Source organism: Enterobacter cloacae complex sp. OE43NF (genome assembly GCF_023544405.1).
GTDB lineage: Bacteria > Pseudomonadota > Gammaproteobacteria > Enterobacterales > Enterobacteriaceae > Enterobacter > Enterobacter cloacae.
Window position 1 is genome coordinate 1 of the sequence record NZ_JAMJFW010000015.1, and the last position, 15,660, is coordinate 15,660.

Consider the following 15,660-nt stretch of genomic DNA (forward strand, 5'->3'; position numbering starts at 1 on the left):
AACAGCCGACAAGATAAAAATGCAGATCCTGCGAGTCCTTTACATCTCAGCGCCTGGAGTATCTGTAGAAACACTTCATATCAATATCAACTGATTAGCAGACGAGGGATGCCTGTTTAAGGACCTGAGTGCATTTTACGCATGGGAGCTGAATAAATGTGATGAATAACTGCGAGCAATAGAACAGAAAATATGAAGGTAGTATGCATATAAAAAATCATTATTAGACAACACTCCGGACTGAGTTATTGTCGCCTAATACTAATGATATTCATTTAGTTTAAATGTGAATAGTTACATTATTAAGACACAATAGTAAGGTGTATGAGGCAGCATGGCCGCCACCTTTGAAATCTTTAGGAAGAAAATCGTACACACCGATATACACAGTGTGTACTCTTAAGATGCAGGCCAACACATTGATATGTAATAATTATTTTCAAGTTACAATCAATAAACACCCTATTAACTGTATACTCAAGTATGCTGGCCTTTTTTATGTCGGGTGGCGGCAATGTTTGGAACCGCTTACACCTCACTTTCTATACCCCACTTTCAGAATATTCTCTTTGCATGATCGCCTTTCTTCTGCTGTTACATTTCCTTTCAGTTAAGTCTGAAATTCAAACAAACGCGATGCACATCAATTAATTTACCTCTATATTTTCAAAGCTTTAATTATTTTTACGGTTGCAGCTTAGTGTAACCGATTACACCATTGTGATTTGTCTCACATATTTTTACGGGGCGCTCACCTACCCTTAACATCGATAAAACTGATAACCCAACTGGAGGGCATAATGCCTGACAATAATAAACAGGGGCGTACGTCCAACAAGGCGATGACTTTCTTCGTCTGCTTCCTTGCCGCCCTGGCAGGATTACTCTTTGGCCTGGATATCGGCGTGATTGCCGGCGCTCTTCCCTTCATCGCAGACGAATTCCAGATTAACGCACACACCCAGGAATGGGTGGTCAGTTCCATGATGTTTGGCGCTGCCGTTGGTGCCGTCGGCAGCGGCTGGCTCTCTTTCAAGCTGGGACGTAAAAAGAGCCTGATGATTGGCGCGATCCTCTTCGTTGCCGGTTCCCTCTTCTCTGCCGCCGCCCCTAATGTTGAAGTGCTTATTCTTTCCCGCGTGCTGTTGGGGCTGGCCGTGGGCGTCGCGTCTTATACCGCGCCGCTTTACCTGTCAGAAATCGCGCCGGAGAAAATTCGCGGCAGTATGATTTCGATGTACCAGCTGATGATCACCATCGGTATTCTGGGCGCTTACCTGTCCGATACCGCGTTCAGCTACAGCGGCGCATGGCGCTGGATGCTGGGCGTGATCATCATTCCAGCCGTTCTGCTGCTGATTGGCGTCTTCTTCCTGCCGGACAGCCCGCGCTGGTTTGCCGCCAAACGCCGCTTCCACGATGCTGAACGGGTACTCTTACGCCTGCGAGATACCAGCGCAGAGGCGAAGAACGAGCTGGAAGAGATCCGCGAAAGCCTGAAGGTGAAACAGTCTGGCTGGGCGCTGTTCAAAGAGAACAGCAACTTCCGCCGCGCGGTGTTCCTTGGCGTGCTGTTACAGGTAATGCAGCAGTTCACCGGGATGAACGTCATCATGTATTACGCGCCAAAAATCTTTGAACTGGCGGGTTATACCAATACCACCGAGCAGATGTGGGGCACCGTGATCGTGGGGCTAACCAACGTGCTGGCGACTTTCATCGCCATCGGTCTGGTCGACCGCTGGGGACGTAAGCCAACGCTGACCCTGGGCTTCCTGGTGATGGCCGCCGGTATGGGGATTCTCGGTACCATGATGCATATGGGCATTCACTCTCCAACCGCGCAGTACCTGGCGGTAGGTATGCTGCTGATGTTTATTGTCGGGTTTGCAATGAGTGCCGGTCCGCTGATTTGGGTGCTGTGCTCTGAAATCCAGCCGTTGAAAGGGCGTGATTTCGGTATCACCTGCTCTACCGCGACCAACTGGATTGCCAACATGATCGTCGGTGCCACGTTCCTCACCATGCTCAACACGCTGGGCAATGCGAACACCTTCTGGGTCTACGCCGGTCTGAACCTGTTCTTTATTGTTCTCACCGTCTGGCTGGTTCCTGAAACCAAACACGTTTCACTGGAACACATTGAACGTAATCTGATGAAAGGTCGTCCGCTGCGCGAAATTGGCGCACACGACTAATCCTCTTGCGGGAGGCGCCTCTTGCGCCTCCCCGCTTCGCGCTTTATGCTCTGCCCCTATGAAAGCACCCCGTCTCCCCATCGCCATTCAGCAAGCCGTTATGCGCAGCCTGCGGGAAAAACTCGCCCAGGCCAACCTGAAGCTCGGCCGTAATTATCCGGAGCCGAAACTCGTCTACCAGCAGCGAGGAACCGCGGCGGGTACCGCCTGGCTGGAATCCTATGAGATCCGCCTGAACCCGGTTCTGATGATGGAAAACCAGCAGGCGTTTATCGAGGAGGTGGTACCGCACGAACTGGCACACCTTCTGGTATGGAAACACTTCGGCCGCGTGGCTCCGCACGGCAAAGAGTGGAAATGGATGATGGAGGCGGTACTCGGCGTTCCGGCACGCCGTACTCATCAGTTTGAACTGGAATCGGTACGCCGTAATACCTTCCCCTACCGCTGCCAGTGCCAGCAGCATCAGCTCACCGTTCGTCGCCATAATCGTGTGGTACGCGGCGAGGCAACCTACCGCTGCGTGAAGTGCGGCGAGCCACTGGTCGCAGAATAACCAACTGAACTTTCAGGAACTTTCCTGATCTGGCTGATTGCATACCGGAACAACTTTCGCTACGTTGCGGGCTCGTTTTGACACGGAGTGTAAGATGTCCCGTAATTTCTCTCTCGCGGTTGCCTTTTTGACAACGGCCCTCTCCGGCCAGGCTCTGGCCGACGGTATCAACAGTTTTTCCCAGGCCAAAGCGGCAGGCGTGAAGGTCAACGCTGACGTGCCGGGCGATTTCTACTGTGGTTGCAAAATTAACTGGCAGGGTAAAAAAGGGATCGTTGACCTTGGATCCTGCGGCTATAAGGTGCGTAAAAACGAAAACCGCGCCAGCCGCATCGAGTGGGAGCATGTGGTTCCGGCATGGCAGTTTGGCCATCAGCGCCAGTGCTGGCAGGATGGCGGACGTAAAAACTGCGCCAAAGATCCGGTCTATCGTCAGATGGAAAGCGATATGCACAACCTGCAGCCGGCGGTTGGCGAAGTCAATGGCGATCGCGGCAACTTTATGTACAGCCAGTGGAACGGTGGCGAAGGTCAGTACGGCCAGTGCGGTATGAAGGTTGATTTTAAAGAGAAAGTCGCTGAGCCACCCGCCCGGGCACGCGGCAGCATTGCCCGCACGTACTTCTATATGCGCGATCGTTACAACCTCAACCTTTCCCGCCAGCAAACCCAACTGTTTAACGCCTGGAATAAACAATACCCGGTCACCGAGTGGGAATGTCAGCGCGACGAACGCATCGCCAGGGTCCAGGGGAATCATAACCCTTACGTCCAGCGGGCTTGCCAGGCGCAAAAGAGCTAACCTACACTAGCGGCAATTCGCTTACACAGCATGACACATGGAATTTTTGACTATGCGTATTCCTCGCATCTATCACCCTGAACTGATTACCGCTGGCCGCGAAATCGCCCTGTCTGACGATGCCGCCAACCACGTTGGCCGCGTGCTGCGCATGGGGCCAGGCCAGGCGATTCAGCTGTTTGACGGCTCCAACCAGGTTTTCGACGCGGAAATTACGCGGGCGGATAAAAAAAGCGTGCACGTCAATGTGCTGCGCGGCGAAATCAATGACCGTGAATCGCCGCTGCACATTCATCTGGGCCAGGTGATGTCGCGCGGGGAAAAGATGGAGTTCACCATTCAGAAATCCATTGAACTGGGTGTAAGCCTCATTACGCCACTTTTTTCTGAGCGCTGCGGCGTTAAACTGGACGCGGAACGTCTGAACAAGAAGATCCAGCAGTGGCAGAAAATTGCCATTGCTGCCTGCGAACAGAGTGGCCGCAACCGTATTCCGGAGATCCGCCCGGCGATGGACCTGGAAGACTGGTGTGCAGAAGAGGAGAGCGGGCTCAAGCTCAATCTCCATCCGCGCGCCAGCGCCAGCATCAATACGTTGCCGCTGCCCGTTGAGCGTGTACGCCTGCTGATTGGCCCGGAAGGCGGCCTGTCGGCAGATGAAATTGCCATGACGGCGCGTTACCAGTTTACTGATATTCTGTTGGGACCTCGCGTTCTGCGCACTGAGACAACGGCACTCACAGCCATCACCGCGCTACAGGTGCGGTTTGGCGATCTGGGTTGACCCATTAACGGAGAAGAACATGATCAAGCTCGGCATCGTGATGGACCCCATCGCAAACATTAACATCAAGAAAGATTCCAGCTTCGCCATGCTGCTGGAAGCGCAGCGACGCGGCTATGAGCTCCACTATATGGAGATGAACGATCTTTATCTGATCAACGGTGAAGCCCGCGCACGCACCCGCATCGTTAACGTCGAGCAGAATTACGACAAATGGTACGAATTCGGCAGCGAGCAGGATATTGCGCTCGCCGATCTCAACGTCATCCTGATGCGTAAAGATCCTCCGTTCGACACCGAATATATCTACTGCACCTATATCCTTGAGCGCGCAGAAGAAAAAGGGACGCTTATCGTTAATAAACCGCAGAGCCTGCGCGACTGCAACGAGAAGCTCTACACCGCCTGGTTCTCCGATCTGACGCCGGAAACGCTGGTGACCCGCAGCAAAACACAGCTTAAGGCATTCTGGCAGAAGCACGGTGATATCATCATGAAGCCGTTGGACGGTATGGGCGGTGCGTCTATTTTCCGCGTAAAAGAAGGCGACCCGAATATCGGCGTGATTGCCGAAACGCTGACCGAACTGGGTACGCGTTACTGCATGGCACAGAACTATCTGCCCGCGATTAAAGACGGCGATAAACGCGTCCTGATCGTGGATGGCGAACCCGTGCCTTACTGCCTGGCACGTATCCCGCAGGGGGGCGAAACCCGTGGCAATCTGGCGGCCGGTGGCCGTGGCGAACCGCGTCCGTTAACCGAAAGCGACTGGGAAATTGCCCGCCGCGTCGGCCCAACGCTGAAAGCCAAAGGCCTGATCTTTGTTGGCCTGGATATCATTGGCGATCGTCTGACCGAAGTGAACGTTACCAGCCCGACCTGCATTCGTGAAATTGAAGCGGAATTCCCGGTCTCGATCACCGGAATGCTGATGGACGCCATCGAAAAACGTCTCCAGAAATAACTTACCAATACTATTAGTGACAGCACCCCGGTTTGTCCGCATACTGGGGCTGTCGCTTTTTAAACCAGGAAACAGTACCTCTGACAATGAATTTACAGCATCACTTTCTTATTGCCATGCCTGCTCTCCAGGACCCGATTTTCCGCCGCTCCGTGGTTTATATTTGTGAATACAATGAAGACGGCGCGATGGGCATTATCATCAACAAACCGCTGGAAAACCTGCAGGTTGAAGGGATTCTGGAAAAGCTGAAAATTACAGCTGAAGCGCGCCTGCCGGAAATCCGTCTTGATAAACCGGTAATGCTGGGTGGCCCCCTTGCAGAGGATCGCGGGTTTATCCTGCATACGCCGCCCATTTTCTCTTCCAGTATTCGTATCTCTGACAACACGGTAATCACCACCTCCCGCGATGTGCTGGAAACGCTGGGCACCGCAGAGCAGCCTTCCGAAGTGCTGGTGGCACTGGGTTACGCCTCCTGGGAGAAGGGTCAGCTTGAACAGGAGATCCTGGATAACGCCTGGCTCACCGCACCTGCGGATATGAATATCCTGTTTAAAACCCCTATCGCCGATCGCTGGCGTGATGCGGCGAAACTGATTGGCATTGATATTCTGACCATGCCAGGCGTAGCGGGGCACGCGTAATGAGCGGCACACTTCTGGCCTTCGACTTTGGCACGAAAAGCATTGGCGTCGCCGTCGGCCAGCGTATCACCGGCACCGCTCGCCCGCTCACGGCCCTTAAGGCGAACGACGGCACACCAGACTGGAACCTCATTGAGCGTCTGCTCAAAGAGTGGCAGCCAGACGATGTGATTGTCGGTCTGCCGCTGAACATGGATGGCACTGAACAGCCGCTTACCGCCCGCGCGCGTAAGTTTGCCAATAAAATCCACGGTCGCTTTGGCGTTTCCGTGAAACTCCACGACGAACGATTGAGTACCGTCGAAGCGCGTGCCGGCCTGTTTGAGCACGGGGGTTTCCGCGCACTCAACAAAGGCAGCGTCGATTCGGCTTCTGCCGTCATTATCCTCGAAAGCTATTTCGAACAGGGTTACTGAGCGCCGGGGCTTACAACCGCCCCTGCGCCCGTCGCTCTGCCAGGCTTTGGTCAAAGTTCTGCATCCCCGCCTGCTGACCGGTTTGAATAATCCCGGGCAACTGCCACGTTTTACCTTCGCGGATAAGGTTCGCTGCCGCTGGCGTATTCACCAGCAGTTCATACAGCGCGACGCGCCCACCCTGCAGGTCGGGAAGCAGTCTTTGCGCCAGCACCGCCCGCAGGCTGCCGGCCAGCTGATTACGCACCGGGTCTTTCTCCTGCGCCGGGAACGTATCGACCAGCCGTTCAATCGCCTGAGAGGCACCGCGCGTATGCAGCGTCGCCAGCACCAGATGCCCGGTTTCAGCGGCCGTCAGCGCCAGGCGGATCGTTTCGCTGTCGCGCAGTTCTCCCAGCAGGATGACATCCGGATCTTCACGCAACGCAGCGCGCAGCGCCTCGGCAAATGAGGGACTGTGCAGGCCGATCTCCCGCTGCTGAATCAGGCAACGTTCGCTCTGATAGACAAACTCCACCGGATCTTCCAGCGTCAGAATATGCCCATCCGTCTGGTGATTAAGAAAATCCACCATTGCCGCAAGGGTGGTAGATTTGCCGCTGCCGGTTGCCCCCGTCACCAGTATCAGCCCGCTGTCGTGGGATAAGAGTTCCGGGATAGCCCGGGGAACCCCCAGGGCGGAGAGCTGCGGACAGGCCCGGGGCAACAGGCGTAGCGTGATGGAGTTGCCCTTCATCTGTTTAAAGGCGCTTGCGCGCAGGCGCTGGTTTCCCGTAAGGGTCACGGCAAAATCCACCTGCCCGCTTGCCCACCATGCCCCCTGCTGCTCATCGTTGAGCCACGTTTTCAGTAACGCATCCACATCGGGAGAGGGAAAGGGAGCCGGTTCAAGGCGGCCTACTCTGCGCCAGCGCGGTGGCGAATCACTGCACAGGTGTAGATCGGAGACATTATGCTTTACACTAAGGGCCACAATTTCTTCCACATCCATACATTACTCCTCGGAAAATGAACAACATTGCGCATAACCTGGCACAGGTCCGGGACAAAATCTCAGCCGCAGCAACACGTTGCGGCCGTGCTTCAGAAGAAATTACGTTACTTGCAGTGAGCAAAACCAAGCCTGCGAGCGCCATCGCAGAAGCGATTGATGCAGGCCAGCGTGCATTTGGTGAAAACTACGTGCAGGAAGGCGTGGATAAAATTCGCTACTTCCAGGAGCAGGGGAATACCGGCCTGCAATGGCACTTTATTGGCCCACTGCAGTCGAATAAAAGCCGTCTGGTGGCAGAGCACTTTGACTGGTGCCATACCATCGACCGTCTGCGCATTGCCACACGTCTGAACGATCAGCGCCCGGCGGAGATGCCCGCGCTTAACGTGCTGATTCAAATCAACATCAGTGATGAAAACAGCAAGTCCGGCATTGCGCTGAGCGAGCTGGATGCGCTGGCGGCTGAAGTGGCCGCACTGCCGCGCTTAACCCTGCGCGGTTTGATGGCAATCCCGGCGCCTGAGTCAAGTTATGAAAGGCAGTTTGCCGTGGCACAGCAAATGGCTGTAGCATTTGGGGCGCTTAAAGCGCGCTACGAAACGGTAGACACGCTTTCTCTGGGCATGTCGGATGATATGGAAGCCGCCATCGCGGCAGGCAGCACTATGGTGCGCATCGGCACGGCAATTTTCGGTGCGCGCGACTACACCCAATAATAAGGAAACCTGAGGAACGCCATGAAGACGTTGACTTTCCTGCTCTCAACGGTCATTGAGCTGTATACGATGGCGCTTTTGCTGCGCGTCTGGATGCAGTGGGCCCGCTGTGATTTTTATAACCCGTTCTCGCAGTTTGTCGTGAAAATCACCCAACCTGTTGTGGGGCCGCTGCGCCGTATTATTCCGGCGATGGGCCCCATTGACAGCGCATCTCTGCTGGTAGCGTTTATTCTGAGCGTTATCAAAGCGATTGTGCTGTTTATGGTCATCACCTTCCAGCCGATCATCTGGATTGCTGCCGTCCTGATCCTGATTAAAACCATCGGTCTGCTGATCTTCTGGGTGCTGCTGGTCATGGCCATCATGAGTTGGGTCAGCCAGGGCCGCAGCCCGGTGGAATATGCACTGATTCAGCTGGCGGAACCGCTGCTGCGCCCTATCCGCAACCTGCTCCCGTCAATGGGCGGCATCGACTTTTCCCCGATGATCCTGGTTCTGCTGCTGTATGTCGTTAATATGGGCATTGCCGAGCTGTTACAGTCCACGGGCGATATGCTGCTGCCGGGGCTGTGGATGGCGCTATGAGTGCAGTAAGCACCTGCGCTGATGGGCTGGTTTTACGGCTGTATATTCAGCCGAAAGCCAGCCGTGACAATATTGTTGGACTGCATGGCGACGAGTTAAAAGTCGCCATCACCGCCCCACCGGTAGATGGCCAGGCAAATGCGCATCTGACCAAATATCTGGCAAAACAGTTTCGCGTTGCTAAAAGCCAGGTCATCATAGAAAAGGGTGAACTTGGGCGGCATAAACAGGTAAAAATCCTTAATCCGCAATCCATCCCGACGGAAGTCGCGGCTCTGATTTAACAGGATAAAACGATGCAGAAAGTTGTTCTCGCTACCGGCAACGCCGGTAAAGTGCGCGAGCTGGCCTCGCTATTAAATGATTTTGGGCTGGATGTGGTGGCGCAGACCGAGCTGGGCGTGGAGTCCGCCGAAGAGACCGGCCTGACGTTTATCGAAAACGCGATCCTCAAAGCACGCCATGCCGCACAGGTCACCGGCCTGCCCGCGATTGCCGATGATTCCGGTCTGGCGGTTGATTTTCTGGGCGGTGCTCCGGGCATTTACTCTGCCCGCTATTCAGGCGTGGACGCCACCGACCAGCAGAATCTGGAAAAGCTGCTTGTCGCCCTGAAGGATGTGCCAGACGAACAGCGTACCGCGCAGTTCCACTGCGTGCTGGTTTATATGCGTCACGCTGAAGACCCCACGCCTGTCGTCTGCCACGGCAGCTGGCCGGGGGTGATTACCCGTGAAGCAGCCGGTAACGGCGGCTTTGGCTACGATCCGATTTTCTTTGTCCCGACTGAGGGCAAAACCGCTGCGGAACTGACCCGCGAAGAGAAAAGCGCGATTTCCCACCGAGGACGCGCCCTGAAACTGTTACTGGAAGCCCTGCGTAATGGCTAATTTGCCGCCTCTGAGTCTTTATATTCATATCCCCTGGTGCGTGCAGAAATGTCCGTACTGCGATTTCAACTCGCATGCGCTGAAAGGTGAAGTGCCGCACGATGATTACGTTGCGCATCTGCTGGCCGACCTGGATGCCGATGTACCTTACGCACAGGGACGTGAAGTGAAGACCATTTTTATTGGTGGCGGTACGCCGAGCCTGCTGTCAGGCCCGGCGATGCAGACGCTGCTGGACGGCGTGCGTGCGCGCCTGAATCTGGCAGCGGATGCTGAAATTACGATGGAAGCCAACCCCGGTACCGTTGAGGCCGACCGTTTTGTCGAGTATCAGCGGGCGGGCGTGAACCGGATTTCCATCGGCGTGCAGAGCTTTAGCGAGCCGAAGTTAAAACGACTGGGGCGTATTCACGGCCCGGAAGAGGCGAAGCGGGCGGCAAAGCTGGCTACTGGGCTGGGTCTGCGCAGTTTTAACCTCGACCTGATGCACGGCCTGCCGGATCAGTCGCTGGAAGAGGCGCTGGACGATTTGCGTCAGGCGATTGCCCTAAACCCGCCGCATCTTTCGTGGTATCAGCTGACCATCGAGCCCAATACGCTGTTTGGCTCTCGTCCGCCGGTGCTGCCGGATGACGATGCGCTGTGGGATATCTTTGAGCAGGGCCATCAACTGTTGACCGCCGCAGGCTATCAGCAGTACGAAACGTCGGCCTATGCGAAGCCGGGCTACCAGTGCCAGCACAACCTGAACTACTGGCGCTTTGGCGACTATCTGGGCATTGGCTGCGGCGCTCACGGTAAAGTGACGTTCCCTGACGGGCGTATCCTGCGTACCGCAAAAACGCGCCATCCGCGCGGGTATATGGAAGGTCGTTATCTCGAACGTCAGCACGATGTCGAGGCGGTGGATAAGCCGTTTGAGTTCTTTATGAACCGCTTCCGCCTGCTGGAAGCCGCGCCGCGTAAAGAGTTTGCCCTTTATACCGGGTTGCCGGAAACCGTGATTCGCCCACAAATTGACGAGGCGCTGGCACAGGGGTATCTCACGGAATGTGAGGAATACTGGCAGATCACCGAGCACGGCAAACTGTTCTTAAACTCCCTTCTTGAGCTGTTCCTCGCCGAAGAATCTGAAGGCTGATTCAGGATTGTGCATCCCGTTCTGCCAGCTAAGGGAAAGGCTGGCAGAGTGTGGGGATGGAAATTATATATTCTTATGCAAAACAGCTCAGACGCGAACTGACGAAGGAAGAGAGACGACTGTGGTATTTACTTCGCAGCCGCCGTTTCGAAAATTATAAATTTCGTCGACAACATCCGGTAGGTCACTACATTCTGGATTTCGCATGCTGCAAAGCACGTTTGGCAGTTGAGTTAGATGGCGGGCAGCATGACGAAAAGCAAGAATACGATCGTCAAAGGACACGTTGGCTTAACGAGAAAGGCTGGCATGTCATTCGATTCTGGAATAACGAACTCTGGGACAACGAAGAGGCGGTATTAGAACAAATACGGGAAACCCTGCAAATGCTACTACCCTCACCCCGGCCCTCTCCCTGAAAGGGAGAGGGAGCAAACCATTCCCTCGCCCCCTTGGGGAGAGGGTTAGGGTGAGGGGTGAAGTTAATTACTTCAACGTACCCACCAGCGCCTTCCTGCTATCTTCCAGCGACACCACGCGTTTACACACGTCTTTACCGAACTGCTGGAAATCGGCTTCCTGATTCTTCCACTCGTTCTGAATCGAGGTCTGCAGACCGCCCAGGCTACCCAGCACGCCCTGCAGCGGGTTACCGCCGCCTTTCAGTACCGCTTTGGCGCCCATCTCGTTAATGCTGTCCTGCAGGATGCCGCCCATGGCCTGATTCACCAGCTGCTGGCCGTCAGCACGCACCTGATCAATCGCTTTGTAGTGGAACGTCAGGCCGTCGGTACGATGCTCGATAATCCGGTTCATCTGCTCTTTCAGCTGTTTGTCGAGCTTCGTCAGGCGGGTGCGCATGTTGCTGCTCTCACCCACCTCTTTGGTAATGATCTTATCCAGCGCAACGCGGCCTTTCTCAACGCGGGTCAGCGCGCCTTCGTCAATCCACGGCAGCGCGGTACGCAAATCGGCCTGGTAGTCTCTGGCCTGCTCACGCTGCGCGGCGGTCAGGTTGTACTGTTTGCCATTGAACGTGACATCACCCTGCGGCGTGATGACCAGATTGCCGTTCTCACCTTTAACCTGAACGGTTTGCGGACTTAACACCACGTCATCACGCGGGGTGACGCTACATTTATACTCCGCATGGGCGGTGAATCCGGTTGCCATTAAGACAACAGCCAGCAACGTTTTGCGCATCTTTAACACTCCCTCAGACAAAATGGGCCAGCTAATGCTGGCCCCTGACTTCTTTATTAGTCCCACCAAACGTCGAAAAGTTCGCTGACGCGAACATCTTCCAGTTTGTGGTCTTCAAGCCATTTACGTACCAGCGCCTGATGTTCTTCGGTGCATTTACCCACTTCCTGGGTGCAGATAAGACCTTCCCACGCCAGATAGCCGCTACCGTCGAAGGCCAGCTTGTTTGGCTCGATCACCTCGTTGATGAACGCATCAACGTCCTGATCGATCTGCTCAACGCTGGTGCCTTCCGGGAAACGCCAGGCAACGGAGAAGCCCACTTCCTGGAATTCTTCGATGTGCATCTTTTTACGCAGACGACGGCTACGATTCTTTGCCATTATTTCACCCTCTCGAACATTAAGTCCCATACGCCGTGACCAAGACGATGGCCACGCTGTTCAAATTTCGTTACCGGACGCGATTCCGGACGCGGTACATAGTCGTTGCTCTCTGACTGGTTTTTATACCCGTCCAGAGACGACATCACTTCCAGCATATGTTCCGCATACGGTTCCCAGTCGGTCGCCATATGGAAGACACCGCCCAGTTTCAGCTTACTTTTTACCAGCTCAGCAAACGGCGCCTGAACGATACGGCGCTTATTATGACGTGCTTTGTGCCACGGGTCAGGGAAAAAGAGCTGAACCATGTTCAAAGAATTGTCAGGAATCATTTTGTGCAGCACTTCTACCGCGTCGTGACACATCACGCGCAGGTTCTCGACCCCCTCTTCGTGGGCGGTGGCCAGACACGCGCCAACGCCTGGAGAATGCACTTCTATGCCGAGGAAGTTCTGCTCCGGGCGGGCTTTCGCCATGGTCACCAGCGAGGTGCCCATACCAAAGCCGATCTCCAGGGTCACTGGCGCATCGCGACCGAACAGGTCGGCAAAGTCGAGCGGCTGCTCGCTGAACTCAACGCCCATCACCGGCCAGTAGTTGTCCAGCGCGTGTTGCTGCCCTTTTGTCAGGCGACCCTGACGGCGGACAAAGCTGCGAATACGGCGCAGCGGGCGACCGTTTTCATCAAATTCCGGTGAAATGACGTCGTTTTTCATAAAAGAGTTGTCTGCTTGTGAGAATGTTCGGGAAACGGGCATTATCCAAAGTTAAGGCTTCTATGCAAGCATGGGAAAGATCCGGTTTACAGCAGATTGACGCTGTGCTGCAATCGGCGTCCCTGATTATACGAATCGATGACCATGCAAGCCTCTCAATTTTCAGCCCAGGTGCTGGACTGGTACGACAAATACGGGCGTAAAACCCTGCCCTGGCAAATTGAAAAAACGCCTTACAAAGTATGGCTCTCCGAAGTGATGTTGCAACAAACGCAGGTTGCCACGGTGATCCCTTACTTTGAGCGTTTTATGGCGCGCTTTCCCACGGTAACCGATCTGGCCAACGCGCCGTTAGACGAGGTGCTGCACCTGTGGACAGGGCTTGGCTACTACGCCCGCGCGCGCAATCTGCACAAAGCCGCGCAGCAGGTCGCGACGCGCCACAACGGTAAATTCCCGGAAACCTTCGACGAGGTGGCGGATTTACCCGGCGTTGGGCGATCCACCGCGGGTGCCATCCTCTCACTGTCCCTCGGCAAACATTTCCCGATCCTTGACGGTAACGTGAAGCGCGTGCTGGCACGTTGCTATGCGGTTGACGGCTGGCCGGGGAAAAAAGAGGTCGAAAAGCGGCTGTGGGAGATCAGCGAAGCGGTGACCCCGGCAAAGGGCGTGGAGCGGTTTAACCAGGCGATGATGGATCTCGGTGCGATGGTCTGCACCCGCTCGAAACCAAAATGCGAGCTCTGCCCGCTCAATAACCTGTGCGTGGCGTACGCAAATCATTCCTGGGCGCAGTATCCCGGTAAAAAGCCGAAGCAGAGGCTGCCGGAGCGCACCGGTTACATGCTGTTGATGCAGCACGGGGACGAGGTCTTTCTGGCGCAGCGCCCGCCGAGCGGCCTCTGGGGTGGTCTATACTGCTTCCCACAGTTTGAAGATGAGGCCACGCTCCGGGCCTGGCTTAAACAGCGCGGCATTGCTGCCGATAACCTGACGCAGCAGACCGCGTTTCGCCACACTTTCAGCCATTTCCATCTGGATATTGTGCCGATGTGGCTTCCCGTGTCCTCCTTCGCCTCGTGCATGGATGAAGGCACCGCTCTCTGGTATAACTTAGCGCAACCGCCATCAGTCGGGCTGGCGGCTCCCGTGGAGCGCCTGTTACAACAATTACGTGCCGGTGCAATGGTTTAGCATCGGCTAAAAAAGAGGAATGAGTATGGCCAGAACCATTTTTTGTACTTTCCTGCAGCGCGACGCTGAAGGCCAGGACTTCCAGCTCTATCCGGGCGAACTGGGTAAGCGCATTTATAACGAGATCTCCAAAGAAGCCTGGGGACAGTGGCAGAAAAAACAGACCATGCTGATTAACGAGAAAAAACTCAGCATGATGAACCCGGAACACCGCAAGCTGCTGGAGCAGGAGATGGTGAACTTCCTGTTCGAAGGTAAAGACGTGCACATCGAAGGCTATACGCCGCCGGAAAAATAACAGCGCGCGGGGGAAACCCCGCCGTTCAAGCAAACACAACACGCACTCCCGGAATGATGAAAAAAATTTTAGCGCTAGCCCTTGTTGCGCCGTTGCTTGTCTCGTGTTCATCCAAAAAAGGCGATGAATACAACGAAGCCTGGGTTAAGGACACCAACGGTTTTGATATTTTGATGGGGCAGTTTGCCCACAACATCGAGAACATATGGGGATTTAACGAAGTTCTTATCGCCGGACCTAAGGATTACGTTAAGTACACCGACGCCTACCAGACCCGTAGCCACATCAACTTCGATGACGGTACGATCACGGTTGAAACCATCGCGGGGACTGACCCAGCGGCGCATTTACGGCAGGCCATTATCAAAACCCTGCTGATGGGCGACGATCCGGGATCTATCGATCTCTACTCCGACGCCGACGACATTACCATTTCTAAAGAGCCGTTCCTGTACGGTCAGGTCGTGGACCAGACCGGTCAGCCTATCCGCTGGGAAGGCCGCGCCACGAAATTCGCCGACTATCTGCTGCAAACGCGTCTGAAAAGCCGCACCAACGGACTGAAAGTGATTTATAGCGTCACGATTAACCTGGTGCCGAACCACCTCGACAAGCGTGCGCATAAGTATCTGGGCATGGTGCGTCAGGCGTCACGTAAATATGGCGTGGATGAGTCGCTGATCCTGGCGATCATGCAGACCGAATCGTCCTTTAACCCGTACGCCGTGAGCCGTTCCGACGCGCTGGGGCTGATGCAGGTTGTCCAGCACAGCGCCGGTAAAGACGTGTTCCGCGCACAGGGGAAATCCGGCACGCCGAGCCGTAGCTATCTGTTTGACCCGCAAAGCAACATTGATACCGGTACGGCCTATCTGGCGATGCTGAATAATGTCTATCTGGGCGGGATTGATAACCCAACCTCACGTCGCTATGCGGTCATTACCGCGTACAACGGCGGTGCAGGCAGCGTGCTACGCGTCTTCTCGAATGACAAAGTGCAGGCCGCAAATATCATCAACAGCATGGCGCCGGGGGATGTGTACGCCACCCTCACCACCCGCCACCCGTCTGCGGAATCCCGTCGTTATCTGTATAAGGTGAATACGGCGCAGAAGAACTACCGTCGCCGCTAGAAAATAACACCCCTCGCCCTGCCCTCTC

General features: G+C 55.1%; 20 protein-coding genes. 16 read left to right on the forward strand and 4 right to left on the reverse strand.

Annotated features, from left to right (window positions below; all coding sequences use genetic code 11):
- The first annotated feature begins 800 nt into the window (after positions 1 to 800).
- The 7 genes from galP (at position 801) to ruvX (ending at position 6,370) form a co-directional block, all read left to right on the forward strand.
- Complete coding sequence (gene galP / locus M8370_RS09160; RefSeq protein ID WP_020687062.1) at positions 801 to 2,198, forward strand: galactose/proton symporter; 1,398 nt, start codon at positions 801 to 803, stop codon at positions 2,196 to 2,198.
- Positions 2,199 to 2,256: 58 nt separating this feature from the next.
- The gene (locus M8370_RS09165; protein WP_003860035.1) at positions 2,257 to 2,754 is read left to right on the forward strand and encodes a SprT family zinc-dependent metalloprotease; all 498 of its coding nucleotides are present in this window, start codon (positions 2,257 to 2,259) and stop codon (positions 2,752 to 2,754) included.
- 94 nt (positions 2,755 to 2,848) lie between these two features.
- A complete protein-coding gene (gene endA / locus M8370_RS09170) occupies positions 2,849 to 3,556 on the forward strand; it encodes a deoxyribonuclease I (RefSeq protein WP_246932805.1) in 708 nt (235 codons plus the stop codon).
- A 52-nt stretch (positions 3,557 to 3,608) separates the two neighbouring features.
- On the forward strand, positions 3,609 to 4,340 hold the full coding sequence (rsmE, locus tag M8370_RS09175) for a 16S rRNA (uracil(1498)-N(3))-methyltransferase (RefSeq protein ID WP_155022599.1): 732 nt from the start codon (positions 3,609 to 3,611) through the stop codon (positions 4,338 to 4,340).
- Between the two features lie 19 nt (positions 4,341 to 4,359).
- Entirely contained in the window at positions 4,360 to 5,307 is a 948-nt protein-coding gene (gene gshB, locus M8370_RS09180; protein ID WP_023620782.1) for a glutathione synthase, read from the forward strand.
- An 86-nt stretch (positions 5,308 to 5,393) separates the two neighbouring features.
- Positions 5,394 to 5,954 (forward strand): YqgE/AlgH family protein, encoded by a 561-nt coding sequence (locus M8370_RS09185; RefSeq protein WP_013098664.1) that lies wholly within the window; start codon positions 5,394 to 5,396, stop codon positions 5,952 to 5,954.
- Complete coding sequence (gene ruvX, locus M8370_RS09190; protein WP_006811925.1) at positions 5,954 to 6,370, forward strand: Holliday junction resolvase RuvX; 417 nt, start codon at positions 5,954 to 5,956, stop codon at positions 6,368 to 6,370. The genes M8370_RS09185 and ruvX overlap by 1 nt, the downstream gene beginning before the upstream one ends.
- Before the next feature lie 10 nt (positions 6,371 to 6,380).
- Here ruvX and M8370_RS09195 read toward each other — a convergent pair whose 3' ends face one another.
- Positions 6,381 to 7,361: a type IV pilus twitching motility protein PilT gene (locus tag M8370_RS09195; protein WP_029883139.1), complete on the reverse strand. Its 981-nt coding sequence runs from the start codon at positions 7,359 to 7,361 to the stop codon at positions 6,381 to 6,383.
- A gap of 17 nt (positions 7,362 to 7,378) precedes the next feature.
- Between M8370_RS09195 and M8370_RS09200 the strand changes: the two genes are divergently transcribed.
- The 6 genes from M8370_RS09200 to M8370_RS09225 are packed head-to-tail and all read left to right on the forward strand — an operon-like array spanning position 7,379 to position 11,118.
- On the forward strand, positions 7,379 to 8,080 hold the full coding sequence (locus M8370_RS09200) for a YggS family pyridoxal phosphate-dependent enzyme (protein ID WP_023620785.1): 702 nt from the start codon (positions 7,379 to 7,381) through the stop codon (positions 8,078 to 8,080).
- 21 nt (positions 8,081 to 8,101) lie between these two features.
- Entirely contained in the window at positions 8,102 to 8,668 is a 567-nt protein-coding gene (locus tag M8370_RS09205; protein ID WP_013098667.1) for a YggT family protein, read from the forward strand.
- Entirely contained in the window at positions 8,665 to 8,952 is a 288-nt protein-coding gene (yggU, locus tag M8370_RS09210; protein ID WP_013098668.1) for a DUF167 family protein YggU, read from the forward strand. The genes M8370_RS09205 and yggU overlap by 4 nt, the downstream gene beginning before the upstream one ends.
- A 12-nt stretch (positions 8,953 to 8,964) precedes the next feature.
- Entirely contained in the window at positions 8,965 to 9,558 is a 594-nt protein-coding gene (locus M8370_RS09215) for an XTP/dITP diphosphatase (RefSeq protein WP_013098669.1), read from the forward strand.
- Positions 9,551 to 10,699 carry a radical SAM family heme chaperone HemW gene (gene hemW / locus M8370_RS09220; protein WP_020687055.1) on the forward strand — a complete coding sequence of 383 codons (1,149 nt, stop codon included), beginning with the start codon at positions 9,551 to 9,553 and terminating at the stop codon, positions 10,697 to 10,699. The genes M8370_RS09215 and hemW overlap by 8 nt, the downstream gene beginning before the upstream one ends.
- Before the next feature lie 56 nt (positions 10,700 to 10,755).
- Complete coding sequence (locus M8370_RS09225) at positions 10,756 to 11,118, forward strand: endonuclease domain-containing protein (RefSeq protein WP_062729661.1); 363 nt, start codon at positions 10,756 to 10,758, stop codon at positions 11,116 to 11,118.
- A gap of 67 nt (positions 11,119 to 11,185) precedes the next feature.
- On the opposite strand, the gene M8370_RS09230 is transcribed toward M8370_RS09225, so the two are convergent.
- From M8370_RS09230 to trmB, 3 genes are read right to left on the reverse strand one after another with little or no spacing between them, the layout of a single operon-like run.
- Positions 11,186 to 11,902, reverse strand: a complete 717-nt coding sequence (locus M8370_RS09230; protein WP_023621456.1) for a YggN family protein — start codon at positions 11,900 to 11,902, stop codon at positions 11,186 to 11,188.
- A 56-nt stretch (positions 11,903 to 11,958) separates the two neighbouring features.
- Positions 11,959 to 12,285 (reverse strand): YggL family protein, encoded by a 327-nt coding sequence (locus M8370_RS09235; protein ID WP_003862421.1) that lies wholly within the window; start codon positions 12,283 to 12,285, stop codon positions 11,959 to 11,961.
- Positions 12,285 to 13,004: a tRNA (guanosine(46)-N7)-methyltransferase TrmB gene (gene trmB / locus M8370_RS09240; RefSeq protein WP_020689542.1), complete on the reverse strand. Its 720-nt coding sequence runs from the start codon at positions 13,002 to 13,004 to the stop codon at positions 12,285 to 12,287. Before trmB ends, M8370_RS09235 begins: the two co-directional genes overlap by 1 nt.
- A gap of 144 nt (positions 13,005 to 13,148) precedes the next feature.
- On the opposite strand from trmB, the gene mutY reads away from it, so the two are divergent.
- Genes mutY through mltC form a run of 3 tightly spaced genes read left to right on the forward strand, consistent with a single transcriptional unit; the run spans position 13,149 to position 15,632 of the window.
- Positions 13,149 to 14,201, forward strand: a complete 1,053-nt coding sequence (mutY, locus tag M8370_RS09245; protein ID WP_250020798.1) for an A/G-specific adenine glycosylase — start codon at positions 13,149 to 13,151, stop codon at positions 14,199 to 14,201.
- Between the two features lie 25 nt (positions 14,202 to 14,226).
- Positions 14,227 to 14,499 carry an oxidative damage protection protein gene (locus tag M8370_RS09250; protein WP_013098674.1) on the forward strand — a complete coding sequence of 91 codons (273 nt, stop codon included), beginning with the start codon at positions 14,227 to 14,229 and terminating at the stop codon, positions 14,497 to 14,499.
- A 56-nt stretch (positions 14,500 to 14,555) separates the two neighbouring features.
- A complete protein-coding gene (gene mltC, locus M8370_RS09255; protein ID WP_013098675.1) occupies positions 14,556 to 15,632 on the forward strand; it encodes a membrane-bound lytic murein transglycosylase MltC in 1,077 nt (358 codons plus the stop codon).
- Positions 15,633 to 15,660: the final 28 nt, after the last annotated feature.